The organism is Desulfatiglans anilini DSM 4660, assembly GCF_000422285.1.
GTDB classification, from domain to species: Bacteria; Desulfobacterota; DSM-4660; order Desulfatiglandales; family Desulfatiglandaceae; genus Desulfatiglans; species Desulfatiglans anilini.
The window spans coordinates 411,673-433,755 of sequence record NZ_AULM01000001.1 but is presented as its reverse complement, the minus strand read 5'-3'; the positions used below and the strand labels follow the sequence as shown (position 1 = coordinate 433,755).

Genomic DNA, 22,083 nt, shown 5'->3' with positions numbered 1-22,083 from the left:
CTTCTAATAAACGCCTAATGAAAACCTAATCCGTCCATTCCAGGATATACGATGTGATCCCTCACAATCTATCAGGCATAGTGAAGATGCCTTTGCGCTGACCCATTTACCGGCATTCCACCGGCGCTGAAAGACACCAACGAGCAGAGGGAAATGCATCTATTTGGCACGCAACATCAGATCAACTTCACGATGAAGCGGAAAAACCATCCAAAAATAATCGCATCTGGCGCACCGTTGGAAAGAGATCCAGATATGCGTGCGGGAAACCGGCCTTCCGAGGTCTGGATGCTCCGACCACCGGCATGCAGGAGTTTTTGCAAGCGAAAGGAGGGAATAAAAAGACGATGTCGGTTTATATCCACAGCATTCCCGGCAGACTCCGTGTCAAGATCCCCATGCTCAAAGCTCAGCCCGGCTTATCCGAGCGCCTGACTAATGAACTCGAATGCCTGATCGGCATCGACCACGTCGCCATCAACCCCGTTACGGGGAGCGTGAAGATCAGATACCGCACAAATATACTCCACGTCGACGAAATCCTGGCCTGTCTCGAAAGATCCAGGCTCCTTGACAGCCGGTCCATCGGCACCCATGCCAATCCCGAAACCCAGATCTCGGGGCAGGTCGGTGTCGCCGTAGGCAAGGCCCTGTTCGGCTGGGCCGTGGGAAAGGCTTTGGAACCGGCAGGTCTTTCCTTTCTCGCCGCCTTGATCTGACCCGCAGCATGTGGAATATCCGCCTTGATGCTCAAAGTGAACCGGGCGAAGATGCAAAGGATGGCGCTTGAAGCAAAGTGCGCCACTGGCCCGCTTTTCCCATCTCCCGTTCCTCGCGACCGATCCTCATTCATCAAAATCTTGCATGACTCTGCGATTTTTCAAACATTCACCCTGTAAGAATCTCTACATGCTGCACCTTCTTTTTTATTCATGCATACCGCCGGATGGGAACTGGCTTCTATGGGAAATCATTTCCGGAAGGAATCAAGATAACGGATGCTTTCTCTGGCCGCTATCCGAATTCACCGACGGGAGGCCTTGTGGGCTATCGCGGGATGCCGCGGAAATCAGATCTTGGCGAGGTAGAGGAAAATGCAGATCGACAGGCGGCCATTCATCGACCAGGTTCTCGCACTCAAATCAGAGGCTGAAGACCATCTCAGGCAGCTTCTGAGCATGAGAAAACAGTATCATGCCGAAAACTCAGAGGGGAGTCTCTCCGAAATATGTGATAAAGCACAGTATGCTATTTCTCTTAATACAATTTATAAATTGATTGAGAAAAAAAGTGCTTACGTTCGTGGGCTTAATCTTGTTCTCAACAAACCAACGACAGACAATGATTTTTTCTTATGCGAGCGCTGTGGTGAAATGATCCCTGTAGAGCGTCTCTGTGCCGTACCAGAAACCGTCCTCTGTGTTGCATGCCAGCACGAAATGGAACAAAGACGCTTGACCTCGCAATAGAGGGAGTGACCATGTTAACCCGAGAAACACCGAATGTTTCACCGTCGCATATAAGTGATCCGCAAAAGCCCCTTATCCGCAGTAAACTCGCCGTCCTGGCCGGCAATTCCCTCGAGCACGCCCTGAGCATTGACCGCATAAAAGCCTCCTACGCTGCCATTCCGCGCAGTGAAAATGTCAAAGAGTTTCTGGACCATGTCCTGCAGGTGCTCGGGGTGCGATATTCCCTCGTCGGCAAAGCAGCCAGCGCTATTCCTTCCAGCGGCCCGGTGATCGTTGTAGCCAACCACCCCTTCGGCGGTGTCGACGGAATCATACTGGCCGCCTTACTCTCTACGGTGCGCAGCGACTTCAAAATCCTGGCCAACTTCATCCTCGGCGCGATCGAAGAATTGCGGCCCCTGCTTCTCCTCGCCGACCCCTTTCAGAAAAAGCGGGCCTCACCGAAAAACTTGGCGCCGGTCAAGCAGGCCCTGGAACTCCTGCGGAACGGCGGCATGCTGGCTGTCTTCCCCGCCGGTGAGGTCGCCCATTTCTCCTTTCGTCACGGTCACGTTGCGGAACCCCCCTGGAATGAGACGCTCTCAAGGCTTATCCAGCGCAGTTCCGCTCCAGTCCTTCCTGTTTACTTCAGGGGGAGAAACAGCAACCTCTTTCAGATGGCCGGTCTTCTCCACCCCATGCTCCGTACGGCTCTTCTGCCGCGAGAGGTCCTGAACAAAAGTTCGTCCGAAATTCAGGTTAAAATCGGCAGCCTCATCGATCCCCACAAGATTGCGGCATTCAGCAGACCGGCAGATGTTTCCGCCTACCTGAGGCACCGTACCTGCCGCCTCGGCAAATCCATGGGACCCGCGACAAGGATGCTCCCCTTCCGATTCAAGACACCGCGGCGCCACGCCACTCCCCCGGCCAAAATCATCAACGCCGGAAACGGCTCGAGCATCGCGGCTGAGGTCCAAGCCTTGCCGCAGGGGCAATCTTTGCTCGTCAGCGGCGAATTTGAAGTCTTCTTCGCCCGGGCCGCCCAGATTCCCCAACTACTCAGAGAAATCGGCCGTCTGCGAGAAATCACTTTCCGAGCGGCGGGCGAAGGCACCGGCCATGCTCTGGATCTTGACCCATTCGACGATTGGTACATCCACCTCTTCCTGTGGAACCGGGAGCACTCCGAGGTGGCAGGGGCTTACCGGATCGGACCCACCGATGTCATTCTGCCTCGCCTCGGCCGGGAAGGCCTATATACCAACACCCTTTTTCATTTCCGGGAACATTTCTTCGAAAGGATCGGCCCGGCCCTGGAAATGGGACGCTCCTTCGTAAAGAAAAAATATCAGCGATCCTATGCACCCCTGTTGATGCTTTGGAAAGGTATCGCGCGTTTTGTCGTGCGCAACCCCCATTACACGACCCTCTTCGGTCCGGTCTCGATTACCAGCGATTACCGCAACGACTCACGCCGCCTGATCGCAGCCTACCTGCATACCCGCCACGTCTCCAACAAACTCTCGGAATTGGTCCAGCCCCGCACCCCCTTCAAGTACAAGGCCCGGCTGCTCCACGGCGAGGGGGATCGTCGGCGCAAAACCTGGCCGGTCGATATCGAAGATCTGTCGAGTTGGATCGCCGAGATCGAACCAGACGGCAAGGGACTGCCGGTCCTCCTGCGCCAGTATCTCAAACTCGGAGGAAATCTCCTGTGCTTCAATCTTGACCGCTGTTTCGGGAATACGCTCGACGGGTTGATTCTCGTTAACCTCTTCCGGACAAAGCCGGAACTGCTGAAGCGGTACATGGGTAGTGAAGGCTATTCCAACTTCAGAAACTATCATGCTGTGAGGCTCTTGGATCTCCCCTGAACCCCAACCTTGCGTCCACCCCCTTATGCATCGATCGAAAAATCCGTTTTGCGCAGGCTCTTGAAAAACGGCCGAATGCAAGGCTTGCGAAATACCTTGGAATGAGGCGCAAATACAATGGGTTTTCACCCGGAGATGATTTCGCCGTAGACCCCGGTTCCCAATCCCGAAATGAGGTTTCTTCTTCGCACCCGTCGGGTGCTCAGTCCCTCGCCTGCGGGGCGGGTTCCCGGTCTGGTCAATATCAATGAAATCAAGCGGCTGCGCGGACACGACCTGTTGGTCGCCGCATAAGCAAACGTGCACATTGACGACGAGATTGGCCAAAGAGACCATGTCCGGAGGGGACCCATTGGGCGGCCGTCACACGGGATGAGCGTAACGAAGTAGACAGACGGCTTTGAACCACCCGATAGCATCATCCCATCGATCCGGCAGAAACGGGTGGATAACTCAAGGCCTCCGATAAAATCAATCAGAGAAAAGTGAGGGGCTGTCAGGCCTCTTCTTCGCGCACGGACGACGATCGATCGGCAAGGAGTCTGCCGGAATTGACAAGAATCCCCGCGGAATGGCCGATGTGCAGGAGACCGGCGGCGGCAGGCGGGAGCCATCCCGCCGCGCCGAGCAGGATACCCAGGATATTCGTCGCTGTGGCAAGCCAGAAATTCTGATCGGCAATCCGCAGCATGTCTTTCGCCAGGGACCTCAGGTCGTTCAGCCCTTCAAGCCGGTCATCCAACAGGATGACATCCGCGGCTTCCAATGCGAGCGCCGATCCTCCCGCACCTACGGCCACGCCTACATCCGCCCTTGAAAGGGCCAGGGCGTCATTCGTGCCGTCGCCCACCATCATCACGCATGCGCCGGTTTCGCGAAGCGTATCGACATAACCGGCCTTGTTTTCAGGCAGGAGGTCCCCTTCGAACGTGTCGAAACCACAGGCCGCGGCCAGTCTTTCGACAACCGCCTTTCCGTCACCGCTCAAAAGAATCAGCCTTTCAATCCCCTGCGCGCGAAGTGCGCTCAGGACCATCGCTGTTTCACCCCTTACACGGTTGTCGATCACGATCATCCCCTGCAGCTTACCGTTGCGCGAGACGAATAGGACGCTTTCGCCCTCTGCCTTGCGAGAGGCGGCTTCTTTCTTGAAAAACCCGGTGTCTACACTTTGAGTCTCCAGAAATGCGGCATGACCGACCAGGATGACGTCCTTTTTTATTACAGCGCGGACTCCGCGCCCGATAGACGTTTCAACGGAGGTCACCCCCGGCAGGGTCAGCACCTCTTCCCGTGCTTTTCCGAGAAGCGCCTTGGCCAAAGGGTGCGTATCGCCCTGCTCCGCTCCAGCTGCCAACAACAGGACCGTTTCAGGTTTTTGGCGCGGCCAGCGTGGCAAGATCTCGACGACCTCCGGTGTACCCATGGTCAAGGTGCCGGTCTTGTCGAAGCAGACGCAGGTCACCGCAGCGACCCGTTCAAGGTATCCGCCGCCTTTGACGAGGATGCCTCGCCGTGCGGCATTGGCAATGGCTGCCGAGACGGCGGTCGAGGCGGCCAGAACAGTGGCGCAAGGGCAGGCCAGGACAAGAAGGACCGAAAAGGCGCGAGAGAGGCTGCGCGTCAGGATAAGGGTCGCCCCGACCGCCCAGAAACTCAGCCGCGTCAGACGTCGAGCCAGCACATCAGCCTTTTTCTCAGTCTCAGAAGGCTCCGACAACGCAGCCTCGATCAGTCGGCCGATGCGCGCCAGATAGGTTTCCTCCGCCAGGCGTTTCGCCCGGATGGAGAGGGTCCCCTGCACCACGGCTGTCCCGGCATAAACCCAGTCGCCGGTTCTTCGCCATGCGGCCTGCGCGCGTCCGGTCATGCGAGCTTCGTCCACCATGGCCTCCCCCGCCAGAACGATGCCGTCCACGGGGATTTCGCCGTCTGAGGCTATTTTAAGGATATCTCCCTGGCGGACCGACGACAGGAATTTTACAACCGGCCTCCCCTCTTCGACGACAAGAACCCGCTCAGGAGGGATGGGAAGAAGGTCCCGTATCAGCCTGCGCGTGCGCTCGGCAGCGCTTTCTTCGAGAAGCAGCCCGATGCTGAGAATCCAGATGATCTCGAGAGCGGTCCAGGCCTGACCTGCAAAGACCGCCAGGATCAAGGCGCCGCTGAGGAATGGAAAAAGGCCCATCCTGCGGGTTGATACAACCTCTTTGACACTCCTGATAAAAAGCGGTAAGGCGGACCCCACGGCGACGAAGCCGGTCACAGTGAAAGGCCCCCGGCCGGGCACTGCGCCGGTAAAGAAACGGCGTAAAAGGGAAAATCCCATAAAGGCGGTCAACGCCAGGGCATTGAAAAGGCCCCAGCCGATGACCTTACCATACGCGGACGGGTGGAAGGATTTTTGCGTAGGATCCCGGCGCGTTGCGGACAGGCACTGCGCCACTGCAGAGGAGGACAGGTGTCGCTCGATGCGATCCAACATCCGAGACGTTGTACAGACGGCCCTGTCGTAGAAGACGATGAGACTTCCGGTCCCGTAGCGGATCAGTACGCGCTGGACACCCGGGACTTGCTCGAGATGCCCTTCGATCCTGTCGCGGGCGCCGATGGCATTGCATACGAAAGGCACTTTCAGCCGCAACCGCCCCGGGACAGCGTGGCGGACCTCGATGCGGACAGATTTCTTCATCGTTACACCCTCCCGTTCCGCTGCGAATAGCGATCCTTTTTTGGATCAGAGCCGTTCGAGAGACATTTCGCGCGCGAGCACCCCCCGATGATCAATTTTCCCGGTTCCGACGCCAATCCATACGGTTGGTCAGAACGTAAACAAGAGGCCCCTTAACTCAACCAAATGATTTTCTCGCAATGATCAAACCATCTCCTTTTCAAGGTTGAAACGGTATCTTGCCGCGTTATCCGTTTCGGATGGCCGCCTCCGAAGCATAACGCCAATTCGAACGGTTTTAAAGACGATTTTTTTAGGGAATGGAATGGTTTATATTCTTGTCAATCTAGAAATTTTCCAATATGATTTTCACTAGAATTCAATCGGTCGCAAACAATCCTCGCGCTGAAAGCCCTTCGAGCTCTCGAATGGGTTGCTATTTTTATCCGGTATACTTTTGACCTCCCCGTTGACCGACGCAACGATGGTTATGTTAGTGTCCACCCATGAAAAAGTTTTCTGAAAGGTATTGCGGGATGTGAGGCGGGATCGATCTGAATGCCCAAGCTTGAGATGGAACACCCCTCTACCCGCCGGCCGACGAGTCAAATAGGTTCGACAGGAGGAAGCAAGCGGAGAAAACATCGCCCATAGAACTCCGTTTGGGTGAAGCTAAAGAATAGGGCTATATGCGGCTAATCGCGTTTGGATAGGAAAAACATGTGGCATGGGGTTGTGATTCACTGCGAACCAGTTTTCGTCTAGAAGGAGGTTCGATATGGGTCTCGGTAATCTGACAAACGGGATGAAATGGGGGACCGGCCTGGCTGTGGGTGCTGCGGCGGTGCTGCTGGCGCCCATCATCCTGCCGGTGGCGGGTGGCGTTCTGAAGTCTTTGGCCAAGGCCGGCATCAAGGGCGGCATCATTCTTTACGAAAAAGGCAAATTGATGGTTGAAGAAACCAAGGAGACCCTCGAGGATCTGACCGCCGAGGCCAAATCCGAGCTGGCCGGGGAACAGGCCGCCCCGGTTGCCAAGGCCAAAAAGGCCGTCACAACGACATAACGGGGCCGCCGGTGCCGGACCTTCTGTCTGCCATCCCCGAGGCCTGCCTCACGCATAAGACACCCGGTCGAATGCGGATCAAGGTCTCCTCCAGAACTGGGGATCATTCGTATTTTGCCCGGGTAAAAGAGGTGTTTGCCGCCAAGACGGAAGACCTCACGCTGGAGGTCAATCCGCTGACTGGCAGCCTGCTTTTCAAAGGTGAAACTGTGGAGGCCGACAGGATCGGCGGTATCGCTTCTGAGGCAGGGCTTTTTCAGCTCCTCTCGACGACTGAATGGCGCGTTCCCATCTCCCGGCGGCTGGTGGAACCCGTGGGAGACCTCAGCCGGTCGGTCAGGCGTTTCACGCGCGGCGAGGTGGATCTTCCGGGACTGGCTTTCATGGCCCTCCTTGTCGTGGGCATTGTGCAGATCCTGCGTGGCAACCTGCGTGCGCCCCCCTGGTACACCGCTTTCTGGTACGCCATGGGCATCTTCTCGAAGTCCATCGTCGACAAGATGCACGGCGATGAATAATCAAGCGGTCTAAAGCGCGTGTCCGGCGGCCGGATCACGGTCTGCAACCCTTGCAGTCGTCAGGCGATTGCAAGGGTTTGTTGTCTGACGCATCGGGCGCAAACCAATCTGCGGACGATTCCATGATCCATCCCTTGCATACGAAGGTGCCTGGGAGGGCGCGCTTCAAGGTGGACGGACTGAGAGGTTCCGAAGCCCTGAAGCGGTTCCTGGAATCCCATCTGAACGCCCATCCAAAGCTGCTCTCGGCATCGGCCAACTCGGTAACCGGCAACATCCTGCTCCAATTCAGCGCCGATCTCGACTTTCGGGATGCAGCCGATTTGCTGGCAGCGTTCGTCGGCCACGCCCGCGGCAAGAACGTTTCGGTTACATCTAGAACACTGGATTGCAGCGCGGGGGAATGCAGGGAAACAGAGCGCTCCCGAACGGCAGGCCTCGCATCCGGGATCGTTCGCTCCGTGAAGGATAAAATCCGCGAATTCCTCCCCTCCGAAGAGGCGCAGCCTTCAAGACCCTGGCACACACTGGATGCAGCGGCTGTATGGACGATCCTCGAAAGCGGAGAAAAGGGGATCTCCCGCGAACAAGCCGCGCAGCGACTGAAATTATACGGCCCCAACACCCTCCCGGAATCGCAGCCGCGTTCGAGGTGGGATATCCTGTCCGGACAGTTTCTTTCTCTCCCGGTGGCCTTGCTCGGCGGTGCCGCTGGCATCGCCCTGGTGACTGGAGGCCTGCTGGACGCTCTGGTGATCGCCGGCGTAACGGTTGCCAATGCCATCATCGGATATGTAACCGAGTGCAAGGCCGAGAAGACCATCGCGTCGCTCAAACGGATCGTACACCCGGTCGTTTCGGTCTTGAGAGAAGGCAAGCCCGCCGAAGTGCCCATCGAAGAGGTCGTGATCGGGGATGCCGTGGTTCTGAAACCCGGAACATACGTACCGGCAGACAGCCGCATTGTCCGAGCCACCCATCTGAGCATCGACGAGTCGGCCTTGACCGGTGAGAGCATGCCTGTCCAGAAGCGGCCCGATGCCGTTATCCTCGAGGGTGTCCCCTTGGCCGAGCGTTTCAACATGGCCTATAGGGGAACGCTGGTGACAGGCGGTGAGGGGCTTGCCGTGGTGGTCGCTACGGGTGCCCACACCGAGATCGGCCGTCTTCAGATCCTTCTCGATGAAACCGAGCGGCCCGAAACACCGATCGAGAGACAGCTGCGCGTCATGGGCGATCAACTGGTGATTCTTTGCGGGCTGATCTGCGGCGCGGTCTTTTTGATCGGTTTCCTGCGAGGCTACGGATTTCTGCAGATGCTCCGGACGGGCGTCTCGCTGGCCGCAGCCGCTGTGCCGGAAGGACTGCCTGCCGCCGCAACCATTAATTTTGCGATGGGCATCAACAAGATGCGGAAACACGGCGTTCTGATCCGCCATCTGCAGGCGGTGGAAACCCTAGGGGCTATCCAGACCCTTTGTCTGGACAAAACGGGTACTATTACGCTCAACCGCATCGCCGTCACCGAAACCTACGCAGCCTTCGAAAAAGTTCATATCCGCAAACAAGGGCCCGCTGCGGAAACCGGCACAGTGAATTTTCAGGAAGGGAGCGCCCTCAGGAAGCTGATCGAAATCTGTACGCTCTGCAACGAGACCCGGATCGCCGTCGATCCGTCGACCGGCGGTTTCGAACTCAACGGGTCGCCCACCGAGCAAGCGCTTATCCGTCTAGCCTGGATTGCCGGCGTTGACCCCGTCCAGTTCCGTCAAGACCATGCCCTGCTCGAGATCACCTACCGGTCGGATGAACGCTTGTACATGACCACCCTCCACAAGAAGCCGGCTGCGGGGCATCTCCTGGCGGTCAAGGGAAGCCCGGCCGAGGTCCTGAATCTTTGCGGCCGGCAGTTCATGAGGGGAGAGATAGTCCCATTGGACGAGGTCGCCCGCAGCCGGATCGAGATGGAAAACGAACGGATGGCCGGTCAGGCGTTGCGCGTGCTGGGGGTTGCCTATGCCCTCCATGACGACGGTATTCCGCCGGAGCCGGCCGAAAACGGCAGTCTGGTGTGGCTCGGTCTCGTGGGGATGGCCGATCCTATCCGGGACGGGGTGGCACAATTGATGAGAGTGTTTCATCGAGCCGGTATCGGGACTATCATGATTACCGGGGATCAAAGCGCAACGGCCTACGCGGTCGCGGAGCAGCTGAACCTCAATGAGGAAGGTCCATTGGGTATTCTCGACTCGATCGAACTGGTCAAGATCGATCCAAAGCTCATGCAGGCCCTGTCAAGGAAGGTGCATGTCTACTCCCGGGTCAGCCCGGCCCACAAGCTCCGGATCGTCCAGGCCTTGCAGGGCGCCGGACGCGTGGTGGCCATGACCGGGGATGGCATCAATGACGGGCCTGCGTTGAAGGCCGCCGATCTTGGCATCGCCATGGGTGAGAGCGGGACGGACGTTGCACGGGAGGTGGCTGATGTCGTATTGGAGGGTGATGATTTGAGGATGCTTGTCATCGCCATTGCCGATGGCCGTTCAACCTATCGTAACATACGAAAATCCGTGCATTTTTTTCTTTCTACGAATTTGACCGAGATCATGGTGATGTTCCTGGCCGTAGCCGCTGGAATCGGGTTTCCCCTGAGCGTGATGCAACTGCTCTGGATCAACGTCATATCGGATATTTTTCCCGGGCTGGCCTTGTCGATGGAACCGCCCGAGCAGGATGTCATGCAACAGGCCCCCAGGGACCCGCAGGCGCCGCTGTTCGACAGAAACGATTTCAAACAGATGGTCCGGGAATCCGCTGTGATCAGCGCAGCGTCATTGGGAGCTTATGGCTTTGGAATTCTTCGATATGGCATGGGTATTCGGGCCGCCTCGCTCGCTTTTCAAAGCCTGACCATCGGCCAACTGCTGCACGCCCTCAGCTGCCGTTCCGAATCGAGTCACCTGCCGGGACAAGATAAGATGCCGGCAAACCCCTATCTTGCAATTGCACTCGGGGGGTCCCTTCTCCTGCAGGCCATGACACTTTTCGTGCCGCCTCTGAGGAATTTCCTCGGAGTGGCGACCCTGGGACTCGCCGATCTCGCCGTTGTCGGGGGCAGTGCGGTGATCCCGTTGATTGTCAATGAAACGGCCAAAGGCCGGAAGAAGGCGGAAGAGCCATGAGAAAAGACTATACATTCATTTCGGAATCTGTGACCGAGGGGCATCCCGACAAACTTTGCGACCAGATCAGCGACGCCATCGTCGACCACTTCCTCATGCAGGATCCTTGTGCCCTTGTCAGGGCGGAGTGCGCCGTATCGAGCGCCATTCTTTTCATCGGGGCGCATTTCGCCACCAGCGCCAAGGTGGATCTTCCGCACGTGGCACGCAAGGTTATCAAACGAATCGGCTATGACCAACCCGATTTCAATTCCAAGACCTGCAGCATCCTGACAGCGCCTCAAGGCCGACCGCCCGAAAAAAAAGCCCTCTTTGACGAGCATGCCCTTACCGAGGCGGAAATCGATCGCATTACCTCGGGAGAACAGGGTACGGTGTTTGGTTTTGCCTGTGATCAAACATCCGTCCTGATGCCGCTCCCCATCGTGTTGGCTCACAAGCTTGCTTACAGCCTGACCGGTGCAAGGACGAATCGGGACCTGCCTTACCTGATGCCGGATGGAAAGGTCCAGATCGGTGTCGAATTCAAAAACGGCCGGCCCTCCGGCATTCACAGCATCGCTGTGACCGCCAGCCAGAGAGATGTCGAATCCCCACCCCAGAAAAGGCTGCGCGATGATATCGTCGAGCGTGTGATCGGGCCGAGCTTTGAAGATGAAGAGATCAAACCTTCGAGTAGGACTAAGCTGTTCATCAACCCTGACGGTGTGTTTACCGGGGGCCCTTCGCATCACTCTGGCCTGACCGGACGGAAGAACGCGGTTGACACCTACGGTAATTTTTCACGCCACAGCGGCAATGCCCTGAGCGGAAAGGGGCCCATGCGCATCGATCGGATCGGGGCCTATGCAGCACGGTACGCCGCCAAGAATGTTGTCGCAGCCGGGCTGGCGACGGATTGTGAGGTTGCACTCAGTTATTCGATCGGCATTACTCAACCGGTAAGCCTTCAGGTAGAGACCTTTGGCACGGGCAAATATTCAAATGAAGACCTCGGGGAAATCGTCCGGAGAAATTTCGATTTTCGGCTCGCCGGCATCTTGCGGCACTTCAATTTGAGGCATTTGCCCACTGCCTATCCGGAAGGATTTTATCAACGGATTGCTGCCTACGGCCATTTCGGCCGAACCGATATCGATTTACCATGGGAAAAGACGGACAAGGCGGAGATTTTAAAAGGGGACCTATAAAGCCGGTCCGTGGAAAAACCTCAACGCTCCTGCAGGTTCAGATCCATGCCGTCCGAAAGGAAAGACCTTTAGCCCTGGAGCCTTCTCTACCACCCGACCGAAAAAGGGCCTGCCGAACATCACCCTTGGCCGCGTGTTGAAAAATCCCCTGTGCACCGGTCCCTTTCGATTTTTGATGGTCGGATCCTTGACTCGCAATGTGCGAGCGGCAGTACGCCCAAAAAGTCATTTTTCCCGAATGCCCTCCTCACGTTTATAGTAACCTCTGCAGACAGGATAATGCGAACAGCGGAACCTGACAAATCCCGGCTCCCGCATGTAGACATGCATCGGACTTCCGCATAGCGGGCATTGCGGACGGTCATTCGTCACCCCCCGGTTCGTTGAGAGGACGAACTGCCGGTTGCAGACAAGGCAGATATACCTCTCTTTTCCCTGAGGAGACCTTCCGTAGCGGTTCAAGGCACTTGACCCGCATCGGGGACAGTGGATATCCGCCTGGCACGATCTTTCCTGTTTTCCCATGCAGGAAGCGTGCACCCTGAATATTAGATTTTGATTAGCCTTGAATTCATTTTCGGGCCGGAATAGCCGTCAGATCGATCCGAGAATTTTCTCCGCCCACTTGTGTCCATCAGAGAATTGCAACCGGCCTGGAACCTTCGGCGGGTCGGGGTATCCCTCGTCCGGACCCAATAAGTCCCGCCTACTTTCCTATGAGAAGCGTTATGGATCGGAAGGAGGATAAGCCTTGATTCTTCATCGAGTACCACGGAAAATAGTAAGGGTGGCATTGGCACCGATACCTTGAACGTAGAAAAGATCTGAGGTCGCCTTGACTCGACATCGTGAATCGAATGCGAATAAGAAACCTGCAGGAAGAGTGCTGCATCATCTGCCTGGGAGGGTGCGAATAGCGGTCATTGGGCTGAAAAAATGCAAGAAACTCGGATTTTACCTTGAAGGCAGGCTTCTGGATTGTGGTCCGGTAAAAAACGTTTCCGCAAGTGCATGGACTGGAAATATCCTTGTCCAATTCGACGAGCGCTGGTCTGTCGACGAAGTCCGGGAGCGTATTGCCGCTTTTTGCGGCGAGTTCGAAGAGGTCTGCGGTTTTTCGGTTGAAGCCGCGAGGGTATGGCACAGGAACGAAAAACAGTTTGAAAAGGCAAGACAGCGCGGAAAGCCGCTGTTGCGAAGAGAGGCTGAAGAGCCATGGCATCGCCGGACACCTGCCGAAACGCTGACCCATTTCCGATCCTCCCCCTCCAAAGGCTTGTCGTCTGCAGCAGCCCGCAAGAAGCTCGAAATCTACGGGGGGAATTTCCTGCCGGGTGCGGCGACGCGGTCAGCGTACCGTGTTATGAAGGATCAATTTTCCCCGGTGCCGATGTCTTTGGCGGGAATGGCCGCAACACTCGCTATTTTCACCGGCCGGATCATCGAAGGGTTCGTGGCCCTGGCTGTGGTGTTGATCAATGCAGCGGTCGGTTTCTATGCCGAGCGTAAGGCCGACCGGGATCTCGAAGCAACCCGGATGAACATAAGGCTTAACGCCTGCGTGTTGCGCAGCGGGGGCCTATTGCAGACTCCCTTTGAGAACGTGGTACCAGGGGATGTCGTAGATTTGACCCCGGGAAGTCGAATTCCCGCGGATGGCAGGGTGATCGAGGCGCATAATCTTTATCTGGATGAAGCCTCCTTGACAGGTGAAAGCATTCCCGTGGCCAAGCAGACAACTGCCCTTTCCGGTCAGGAGCTGCGGATCTCAGAGCGCAGCAACATGGTGTACCGGGGGACTTTGGTCGTAGCAGGATGGGGACGCGCGGTCATATCCGCCACGGGCCGCGCAACGGAGCTCGGGAAATTGCAGGGGTATCTGGGAGGGGTTCTTCCCCCCGAGGCCATTGTGGCGCGGGAACTGAAACGGCTGGGGTATAGGATCCTTTCCATGAGTGTTTCGGCTTCCCTTGTAATCTGTTTCTTTCTTCTCTTACGGGGGCACGGGTTTTTCGCTTCCGTCAGCAACGGGCTCTCGCTTCTGGCTGGGCTGTTCCCCGCAAGCCTTGCGACCATCGCAACCGGGGCGTTTTCGTTCGGGCATCGAGATATGCGTCAGCACCGGATCAGGGTAAGGCGGCTCCGAGCCTTGGGAAATCTGGCCGCAGTCCAGGTCATCTGCTTTGACAAAACCGGAACTCTGACATTCAATCGGATGAAGGTTGTGGAAGTCCGCACACCTTCGGGTTCTGCAAAGGTCAGCCGTGATGGCATCACCGACGTAGCCGGCAAGAGATTGTCCAACCTCGGTGATGAGATGGAATGGCTCATGATCCTTGCTGCGCTCTGCAACGAGGCAACGCTGGAACCACCCGAAGGAATGCAATCGATCGAAGGCTCGTCGACCGAAAAGGCCTTGCTCGAGATGGTTGAAAAAGGCGGAGTCGATATAGAGGGAGCGCGGACGAGATATCCCCTCTTGCGCAGTACGGGGCGCGTGTCGGACCTGCCGCTGATGGTAACGAGCCATCTTGCGGATGGCGGAGTCGTTCTGACCGTCGTCAAAGGCAGTCCGCTGGAGGTTTTGGCTCGATGCGGGCATCTTCGCAAAGGCAACCACATCCTCCCCATGACGGAGGAAAAGCGACGGCGCATCGAGATCGAGAACGCCTCCGCAGCCGCCGCCGGGCTTCGTGTGTTGGCCTTCGCATACCAATTTGAAACAGGTGGCGACCCTGGTGAAACCGGCGGGGAAGGGGCAGGGTTCATCTGGACCGGTTTTGCGGAGCTCTCGGACCCGCTGAGAGAGGGGGCGCACAGGCTGGTTCAAAATCTTCACCGAGCCGGTATCCGCACGGTTTTGATTACAGGTGACCAGAGCCTGACAGCGCAGCACATCGCGGAGCAACTGCAATTGAGCGGGGACGAGCCCTTACGGATTCTCGATTCGGCCGATCTGGAAGGCCATCCCCCCGGGACCCTGGAAACCCTCGTCAAACGTACCCACATCTTCGCAAGGCTCAATCCCACTCAAAAACTCCAAATTGTTCAAGCTTACCAGAGAGCCGGCCTTCATGTAGCCATGGTCGGCGACGGCGTCAACGACGTGCTGGCGCTCAAGATCGCTGATGTGGGGATCGCCATGGGTCGCCAAGGCTCTATGCTTGCGCAGGAAACAGCGGATCTCGTTTTGGAGGATGACAATCTCGAAGGCGTGATGACGGCGGTGTTGGATGGCAGGGCCTTTTACAACAACACACGCAACGCCCTCCGATTCACGATGACGGTGAGCCAGGTCGACCTCGCGCTCGAAATGCTGGCAGGAGCGGGTCTACTCCGTTCAGGCGTTGGGGCCTGGACCAGCATCCCGACCAACCTTCTGGCCCTCGGACTCGCCTACGACACTCCCGGGCCGATTACGTCCATGCAACCAGCCCGGGAGTACGGCGGACATTTGCTCACGGATCAGGAGGTTTCGATGAGCCTTTGGCATGCCGCTGCTTTATGCGCCGCTGCTCTGCCGGCCGGCGCATACGGCGTGGTGCGATACGGATGGGGAGCAATGGCAGGAAGGCTTTTTCTGAAGAGCGCGCTTATCAACCAGACGCTTTACGCATTGATCTGCCGCAGCGATCGTCATGAAGGCTCCTATCGGAAAGAAAAGAACCCCCTCTTGTTCATGAGCCTGTTGGGAGGGTTGGGAATGCAGATCGCATCCGTGCTGACGCCAGGTTGGACGCCATCTTTTGGTCGAGCAGCAAACCGCCTCCTTGACGCATCCATTGTCACAACCTGCAGTCTTCTTTTGCCGGCCACGTGGCCTCGACCCTCTCGAATGCCTTGATACCTGATACCGGCTGCTGTCCTGGAAAAGGCGATGGAGCGCCGCCTAGACGGAAACAGGGATCGGGCGGTAACGACTCATCGAAGGATGGTTGCGGACATACCCTATATCTTCTTTATGTTCAATTCCGTGCAAAGTCTCCGGAACAGCCGGCCGTCCCTCTGTCCAGGAGCACGGCGTACGCTGTAACGCAGAAAGGCTACCAATCTTTTGAGGTTCGCCTCATATTCCGTGAGGGCGGTATGTCGATCAGCCCGATCACGACCCAGGCACTTTCTTGCCTCCCGCCAAGCCTCAAGGGCCTCTTTATCTGCCGCAAGAATCATGCTTTCAAAGTCCATTCCCTTGATGGCATCGATGAACCTTTCCAAGTCAGAAGACTCTGAAATCATGTCGTTTCTCCCTGTCACGCAAAATACGGTGCAAAAGGCCGGCAAATCGACCAGCCCCTTAGACCGCCTGTTTTCAGCTGGTCCTTAAACACACCGATGGACATGCCTCCTGAACTTATTCATACCACAGATCGAAAAGCGACACTGTTAGAATTCTGTTAGATATCAATCCTGCCGCTCTCACCGCACGGACTCCGGCCCCCCTGCAGGGCGGCTCGCTCATCCCTGACCCTCGCCGTGGTACGGGGTTCCGACCGATATAAAGTGCACGTTTTCGGCGACATTCATGAGGTGGTCGCCGATCCGCTCGCAGCATTTAGCGATAAAAAGGAGGGTCGTGCAGGCCTTGATACTCTCCGGATCCTCCGACATCACTCCACGAAGCTCCGTGAGGAGGCCGGAGTAGGCCTGGTCTATGCGCTGGTCCCGGTGCCATACCTCGATGGCTTGAAAGACATCCAGCTCAGCGTAGGCGCGAAGCACATCATGCAGCATGGTCAAGCCCGTCTCTGCCATTTCTAAGATCGTTTGAAGCGGCGCCTGGACGTTCAGGCCATTGAATTCGAAAAGGTGCCGGGCGATATTGGCGGCGTAGTCAGCGACCCGTTCGAGATCTCCCGCGATTTTCAGCGCACCGATGATCTGCCGCAGATCGACGGCCATGGGCTGCCGTTTGGCCAACAAGTGCACGGTGAACGCGTCGATCTCGCTTTCCAGGGCGTTGATGCCCGCGTCCGCTCGAAAGATCCTGCCGGCCAGATCCGTATCGCGGTGTTTGAAGGCCTCGATCGCGCCTGCGAGCTGTCGCCCGCAGGCCTGGCCCATTTCAAGGACCTTCGATTTCAGCAGTTCGAGTTCTCTGTCGTATGCCTTGACGATATGTCGTTTTTCCATGGGTTGTCTCACTATGGCACAGCAGTGGCCATCGAAAAGGTCATCCTGCAGGGGCCTTCACGTTAGGCGGGTCACTGGACCGGACCCGCGTCGGCACCGGGAGGACGGTCTGCACCGAACAAAGGGTAGACATGAAGTGTCCTCCCAAAGTCCTGCGCGCGTCTCACCGGGGATCACGATCGTCCATCAGCCGAAGCGGCCCGTGATGTAGTCTTCGGTGAGCCGGTGTTTGGGCTTGGTGAACATCTCAGGGGTGGTACCGATCTCGACCAGATATCCGAGGTGAAAGTAGGCGGTGCGCTGCGAGATGCGGGATGCCTGCTGCATGGAATGGGTCACTATGGCGATGGTGTAATGGCTGCGCAACTCATCGATCAGATCTTCGATGCGGGCGGTCGCGATGGGATCCAGGGCGGAGCAGGGTTCATCCATCAGGATGACCTCCGGGCTCACCGCGATCGTTCTGGCTATGCACAGCCGCTGCTGCTGCCCGCCAGAAAGCCCGGTTCCAGGCTGGTCGAGGCGGTCTTTCACCTCCTCCCAGAGACCCGCCTTTTGGAGCGCCGTCTCGACGATCTCGTCGAGTTCCACCCGCTTTTCCGCCAGGCCGTGGATCTTGGGCCCATAGGCCACGTTGTCGTAGATGGATTTGGGGAAAGGGTTCGGTTTTTGAAAGACCATCCCGACCTGTGCACGCAAAGGAACCACGTCCAAAGCGGGATCGTAGATATCCGTTTCGTCGAGCCGGATGTCCCCCGTGACACGGCAGCCTTCGATCGTGTCGTTCATCCGATTCAGGCAGCGCAGAAACGTGGATTTGCCGCAGCCGGACGGCCCGATCATCGCGATCACTTCGTTGCGGCCAATGTCGAGGGAGACGTTGAAGATGGCCTGTTTTGACCCGTAATACACATCCACATCCCGACAGGTCATGCGCGGGTTCGGCACGTGAATGTCCCCAATGGTGCGGAACGCCTTTGGGTCCGGGGTCTCGTTTGCCGTTGCAGGCCCTTGGTCGCTTTTTCCCCGGAACGGCAGGGCGGCCTGGTTCTTCATGCAAGCCTCGGTGCTGGAGGGTTGACGGTTTTCTTCAAGGTCCGATCCGATAAGAAAAAGTCAAGCAGCAGGTGCAGCAGGTGCTTGATTGCAGCCCGATCCTTTCTTTTTCGAAAGCGGCCGGGTCCCGGTTTCCCGGGTCCCGGCCGCTGCGGCAACGGGGGTGGCGCGCCGCTATTCACAGGAGAAGGTCTGTAGGGCCTTGACCGCTCCGGTGTATTTCTGCCGCTCGGCATCCGGCATGGGGATCAACCCCTTTTCAGCCAGATAGCCTTCGGGTCCCCAGGCCTTTTCGCTCGTGAACTCAGCCAGGAATTCCTTCATGCCCGGGATGACATCCACGTGCGCCTTCTTTACATAAAAGAAGAGAGGCCTCGATACAGGATACTCGCCCGAGGCGATGCCCTCGAAGGAGGGAGCGACACCGTTTACGAAGGCGCCCTGGATCTTGTCCATGTTCTGATCCAGGAAGCTGAAGCCGAAGATGCCGAGGGCCTTCGGGTTGGCCACCAGCTTCTGAACGATCAGATTGTCGTTTTCACCCGCCTCGATGTAGGCCCCGTCCTCACGGAGGGTATGACAGGCGGCCTTGAACTTCTTTTTATCAGCCTTCTTGAGCTCCGCCAGCATGGGCATCTCCAGGCCCCCTTTCTCCATGACCAGCTCTACAAAGGCATCCCGCGTCCCGGAGGTGGGAGGGGGACCCATGACCTCGATCCGGCTGTCGGGCAATGCGGAATTGACTTCCTTCCAGGTCTTGAACGGATTCGGGACGAGCTTGCCGCTTCCCTGCGGATCGGGAATTTCCTTGGCCAAGGCCAGGAAAAGGTCTTTCGTCGTGAGCTTCAGCGCCGACGCCTGCTTCGAATTCGCGATGACGATGCCGTCGTAGCCGATCTTCACCTCGACGATCTCGGTGACACCGTTTTTCATGCAGGTTTCACACTCGCTCTTCTTGATCGCCCTGGACGCGTTGGTGATATCCGGATGCTCGACCCCCACACCTTCGCAGAACAGCTTGAAGCCGCCCCCCGACCCGGTGGATTCGATCTTCGGAGTCTTGAACGATGTGGCCTTGCCGAACTGTTCCGCCACCACCGTGCTGAAGGGGTAGACTGTCGATGAACCGACGATGCTGATGTAATCTCGCGCCGCATGCACCTGCGCAACCGCCATGCTTCCAACCAATGCCAATGCCGTACCGAGTGTAGCGATTTTCCTGAACATACCTCTGTCTCCTTTTTTTCTGTCTAAATGTTTTGGGTTTTTCATGGCGCGGGCGATTTACCAGCGCCGCTCGAACTTCTTCCTCAACACAACGGCCAGCGCATTCATGGATATCAGGAATGCGAGGAGAACCATGATGGCCGCCGATGTCTTCTCGACAAAACCGCGTTCGGGGCTGTCGGCCCAGAGGTAGATCTGCACCGGCAGAACCGTTGACGGATCGCTCAGCCCCTGCGGGATGTCCACGATAAAGGCTACCATGCCGATCATCAGCAGGGGTGCGGTCTCCCCAAGGGCCTGGGCCATCCCGATGATGGCGCCGGTCAGCATGCCTGGCATGGCAAGCGGCAGTACATGGTGAAAAACCATCTGCATCTTGGATGCCCCGATGCCGAGAGCGGCCTCCCGGATGGATGGCGGCACGGACTTGAGTGCAGCGCGCCCGGCGATGATGATCGTGGGGAGGGTCATAAGGGTGAGGACAAGCCCCCCGACGATGGGCGCAGAGCGGGGCAATCCGAAAAAATTGAGAAAAACGGCGAGCCCGAGCAGTCCAAACACGATGGATGGCACAGCCGCCAGGTTGTTGATGTTGACCTCGATGAGATCGGTCCACCGATTTTTGGGGGCAAATTCCTCAAGATAGATCGCTGCGGCCACCCCGATGGGGAAAGACAGCATCAGGGTCACCAGGAGGGTGAAAAAAGAACCGCAGACGGCTCCCCAGATCCCCGCAAGTTCAGGTTCGCGCGAATCACCGGACGTGAAGAAGGTCTTGTTGAACTGGGACCGGATGCGTCCATCCTCCGCTAGGCGATCGAGCCATTCGATCTGACGGTCACCCAGACGTCGACCGCTTTGGGGAGCGTCCCGGTTGGATGGATTCTTGAAGAACATGTCGACATCGTCATCCGCCGGCAGCCACACAGGAAGGGTCTGCCCCATCAGGTCCGGATCTTCCCGGACCAGATCGCGCAGGAGAAAGCCTGCCCCCGAGCTCAAAAGGGCCGCCAGCTGGCGCCGTTCGCTGCGGCTCTGCACCTCGGGAAATTGTCTTTGCAGGGCGCCGCGCACGAGGGCCGGGTAATTGTCCGTGGCCGGATTGCCGGTATCCACCAGATTGGGATCGAAGAAAACGTCGAGTTGGATGACCGTCTGCCTGAAAGCGGTGTAGCCCTTGCTGATGATGGAGAGAAATAGGAAAAAGAGGAAGGCCAGGCTGAAAACAATCGCCGCGATGCCATAAAAACGGAAACGCCGCTCCGCTCGGTAACGCCGTCGAAGACCCTGATTGACGATATCGATGGTCCGCGCTCCATTCAGGTTCATTCGTATTGCTCCCTGTATCTGCGCACCACGTGCAGGGCAATAACGTTGAGGCAAAGGGTGGCTAGAAAGAGGATCAGCCCCAGGGCAAAGGCGGCCATCGTCTTTGGGCTGTCGAACTCCTGGTCGCCTACGAGAAGCGTCACGATCTGGACCGTAACCGTCGTAACGGTCTTGAAGGGGTTCAGCGTCAGGTTGGCGGAGAGCCCGGCGGCCATCACAACGATCATCGTCTCACCGATGGCCCGCGAGACCGCCAACAGGATCCCGCCAACAATCCCCGGCAGGGCGGCTGGAAGGATCACCTGGCGGATGGTTTCCGATCGGGTGGCGCCGATCGCATAAGCTCCGTCCCGCAGCGACTGGGGCACAGCGTTGATGACGTCGTCTGAAAGCGACGATACGAACGGGATGATCATGATGCCCATGACGACGCCCGCCGCAAGGGCGCTTTCAGACGAGATGGCCAGCCCCAGGAAGGCGCCGCTTTCGCGGATCAGCGGCGCGACCATCAGGGCCGCGAAAAACCCGTAGACTACGGTCGGAATGCCCGCCAGAATTTCCATGAGAGGCTTTGCGGCCGCGCGAAACCGTTTGCCGGCGTATTCCGAAAGGTATATGGCCGACATGAGTCCAATCGGCACCGCCACCACCATAGCGATGGCCGATATAAGCGCCGTGCCGAGGAACACAGGGACGGCGCCGAAGGTTCCGGAGGACCCGACCTGGTCGGCCCGGATGGCCATCTGCGGGCTCCACTCCAGTCCGAAGAGAAACTCCGTAACGGGAATCGCCTTGAAAAACCGGATCGCCTCGTAAAGGACCGAAAGAACAATCCCGATGGTGGTGAAAACGGCGATGGTCGAGCAGAGAATCAGGATGGTTTTAATCACATTCTCGACCTGGTTTCGAGCGCGCAGGCGAGGAGAAATCGCACGCAGGACGATGAGTGCACTCCCCATCGCCAATAGCAGGGCGAGGACACTCAAGGCAGCGCGGCTGGTCGCCTTCAAATCCCGGTAATGAGCGGCCGCGGCCTCGATAACCGGGTCGGCCTGCCCCGATAGGATGTTACCGGACACCAGATTACGGATATCGTTGACAACGAGGCTCAAGCGATCCGCAGGCAACGATCGGATTTCCTCCGGCAAATGCGCAACGACAAGATGGGTGATGATCCCGCTCTGTACAGTCAACCAGACCCCGGAGACGATAAGGGCCGGAATCCCACACCAAAGCGCTGTCAGCAGACCGTAGTAGGCGGGCCTGGAATGAAGCCCCCCCGCCGCGCCAGCGCGCCGGGCGACCGTTTGGGACCGCCGCAGTCCAAGCCAGTAGGCGGCGGCTGAAAGCGCAAGCAGGATGATGAAAAGCCCCTTTGTTGACATG

The 22,083-nt window shown here is 57.6% G+C and carries 16 protein-coding genes; 8 read left to right on the top strand and 8 right to left on the bottom strand.

The window, feature by feature from the left end; translation table 11 throughout:
- The first annotated feature begins 347 nt into the window (after nucleotides 1–347).
- The 3 genes from H567_RS0101985 (at nucleotide 348) to H567_RS22555 (ending at nucleotide 3,328) form a co-directional block, all read left to right on the top strand.
- Entirely contained in the window at nucleotides 348–719 is a 372-nt protein-coding gene (locus tag H567_RS0101985; RefSeq protein ID WP_028320108.1) for an HMA2 domain-containing protein, read from the top strand.
- Between the two features lie 375 nt (nucleotides 720–1,094).
- Nucleotides 1,095–1,469 (top strand): TraR/DksA C4-type zinc finger protein, encoded by a 375-nt coding sequence (locus H567_RS22560; RefSeq protein ID WP_035253034.1) that lies wholly within the window; start codon nucleotides 1,095–1,097, stop codon nucleotides 1,467–1,469.
- Between the two features lie 11 nt (nucleotides 1,470–1,480).
- Nucleotides 1,481–3,328, top strand: coding sequence for a bifunctional lysophospholipid acyltransferase family protein/GNAT family N-acetyltransferase (locus H567_RS22555; protein WP_035253031.1), 1,848 nt, complete (start codon nucleotides 1,481–1,483; stop codon nucleotides 3,326–3,328).
- Nucleotides 3,329–3,824: 496 nt separating this feature from the next.
- On the opposite strand, the gene H567_RS0101970 is transcribed toward H567_RS22555, so the two are convergent.
- Nucleotides 3,825–6,020 carry a heavy metal translocating P-type ATPase gene (locus H567_RS0101970; RefSeq protein WP_028320107.1) on the bottom strand — a complete coding sequence of 732 codons (2,196 nt, stop codon included), beginning with the start codon at nucleotides 6,018–6,020 and terminating at the stop codon, nucleotides 3,825–3,827.
- Nucleotides 6,021–6,777: 757 nt separating this feature from the next.
- Between H567_RS0101970 and H567_RS0101965 the strand changes: the two genes are divergently transcribed.
- The 4 genes from H567_RS0101965 to metK all read left to right on the top strand — a co-directional run bounded on the left by H567_RS0101965 (nucleotide 6,778) and on the right by metK (nucleotide 11,955).
- A complete protein-coding gene (locus H567_RS0101965; RefSeq protein ID WP_051184391.1) occupies nucleotides 6,778–7,065 on the top strand; it encodes a DUF5132 domain-containing protein in 288 nt (95 codons plus the stop codon).
- A gap of 11 nt (nucleotides 7,066–7,076) precedes the next feature.
- Nucleotides 7,077–7,583: an HMA2 domain-containing protein gene (locus tag H567_RS0101960; protein ID WP_153306010.1), complete on the top strand. Its 507-nt coding sequence runs from the start codon at nucleotides 7,077–7,079 to the stop codon at nucleotides 7,581–7,583.
- A 122-nt stretch (nucleotides 7,584–7,705) separates the two neighbouring features.
- On the top strand, nucleotides 7,706–10,765 hold the full coding sequence (locus H567_RS22550; RefSeq protein ID WP_084516745.1) for a cation-translocating P-type ATPase: 3,060 nt from the start codon (nucleotides 7,706–7,708) through the stop codon (nucleotides 10,763–10,765).
- Complete coding sequence (metK, locus tag H567_RS0101950; RefSeq protein ID WP_028320104.1) at nucleotides 10,762–11,955, top strand: methionine adenosyltransferase; 1,194 nt, start codon at nucleotides 10,762–10,764, stop codon at nucleotides 11,953–11,955. Before H567_RS22550 ends, metK begins: the two co-directional genes overlap by 4 nt.
- Nucleotides 11,956–12,180: 225 nt before the next feature.
- Here the strand turns inward: metK and H567_RS30000 are convergent, their stop codons facing one another.
- Nucleotides 12,181–12,480, bottom strand: coding sequence for an IS1/IS1595 family N-terminal zinc-binding domain-containing protein (locus tag H567_RS30000; protein ID WP_084516743.1), 300 nt, complete (start codon nucleotides 12,478–12,480; stop codon nucleotides 12,181–12,183).
- Between the two features lie 667 nt (nucleotides 12,481–13,147).
- On the opposite strand from H567_RS30000, the gene H567_RS0101945 reads away from it, so the two are divergent.
- Nucleotides 13,148–15,799: a cation-translocating P-type ATPase gene (locus tag H567_RS0101945; RefSeq protein ID WP_161626542.1), complete on the top strand. Its 2,652-nt coding sequence runs from the start codon at nucleotides 13,148–13,150 to the stop codon at nucleotides 15,797–15,799.
- Between the two features lie 104 nt (nucleotides 15,800–15,903).
- On the opposite strand, the gene H567_RS0101940 is transcribed toward H567_RS0101945, so the two are convergent.
- The 6 genes from H567_RS0101940 to pstC all read right to left on the bottom strand — a co-directional run bounded on the left by H567_RS0101940 (nucleotide 15,904) and on the right by pstC (nucleotide 22,082).
- Nucleotides 15,904–16,191 (bottom strand): hypothetical protein, encoded by a 288-nt coding sequence (locus H567_RS0101940; protein WP_028320102.1) that lies wholly within the window; start codon nucleotides 16,189–16,191, stop codon nucleotides 15,904–15,906.
- A gap of 219 nt (nucleotides 16,192–16,410) precedes the next feature.
- Nucleotides 16,411–17,085: a phosphate signaling complex protein PhoU gene (gene phoU, locus H567_RS22545; protein WP_035253028.1), complete on the bottom strand. Its 675-nt coding sequence runs from the start codon at nucleotides 17,083–17,085 to the stop codon at nucleotides 16,411–16,413.
- A gap of 186 nt (nucleotides 17,086–17,271) precedes the next feature.
- Nucleotides 17,272–18,141 carry a phosphate ABC transporter ATP-binding protein PstB gene (gene pstB, locus H567_RS0101930; protein ID WP_051184390.1) on the bottom strand — a complete coding sequence of 290 codons (870 nt, stop codon included), beginning with the start codon at nucleotides 18,139–18,141 and terminating at the stop codon, nucleotides 17,272–17,274.
- Between the two features lie 174 nt (nucleotides 18,142–18,315).
- Nucleotides 18,316–19,368, bottom strand: coding sequence for a PstS family phosphate ABC transporter substrate-binding protein (locus tag H567_RS0101925; protein ID WP_028320100.1), 1,053 nt, complete (start codon nucleotides 19,366–19,368; stop codon nucleotides 18,316–18,318).
- A gap of 57 nt (nucleotides 19,369–19,425) precedes the next feature.
- Nucleotides 19,426–20,697: a phosphate ABC transporter permease PstA gene (gene pstA, locus H567_RS0101920; RefSeq protein ID WP_028320099.1), complete on the bottom strand. Its 1,272-nt coding sequence runs from the start codon at nucleotides 20,695–20,697 to the stop codon at nucleotides 19,426–19,428.
- A complete protein-coding gene (gene pstC, locus H567_RS0101915) occupies nucleotides 20,694–22,082 on the bottom strand; it encodes a phosphate ABC transporter permease subunit PstC (protein WP_028320098.1) in 1,389 nt (462 codons plus the stop codon). Before pstC ends, pstA begins: the two co-directional genes overlap by 4 nt.
- Nucleotide 22,083 lies beyond the last annotated feature (1 nt).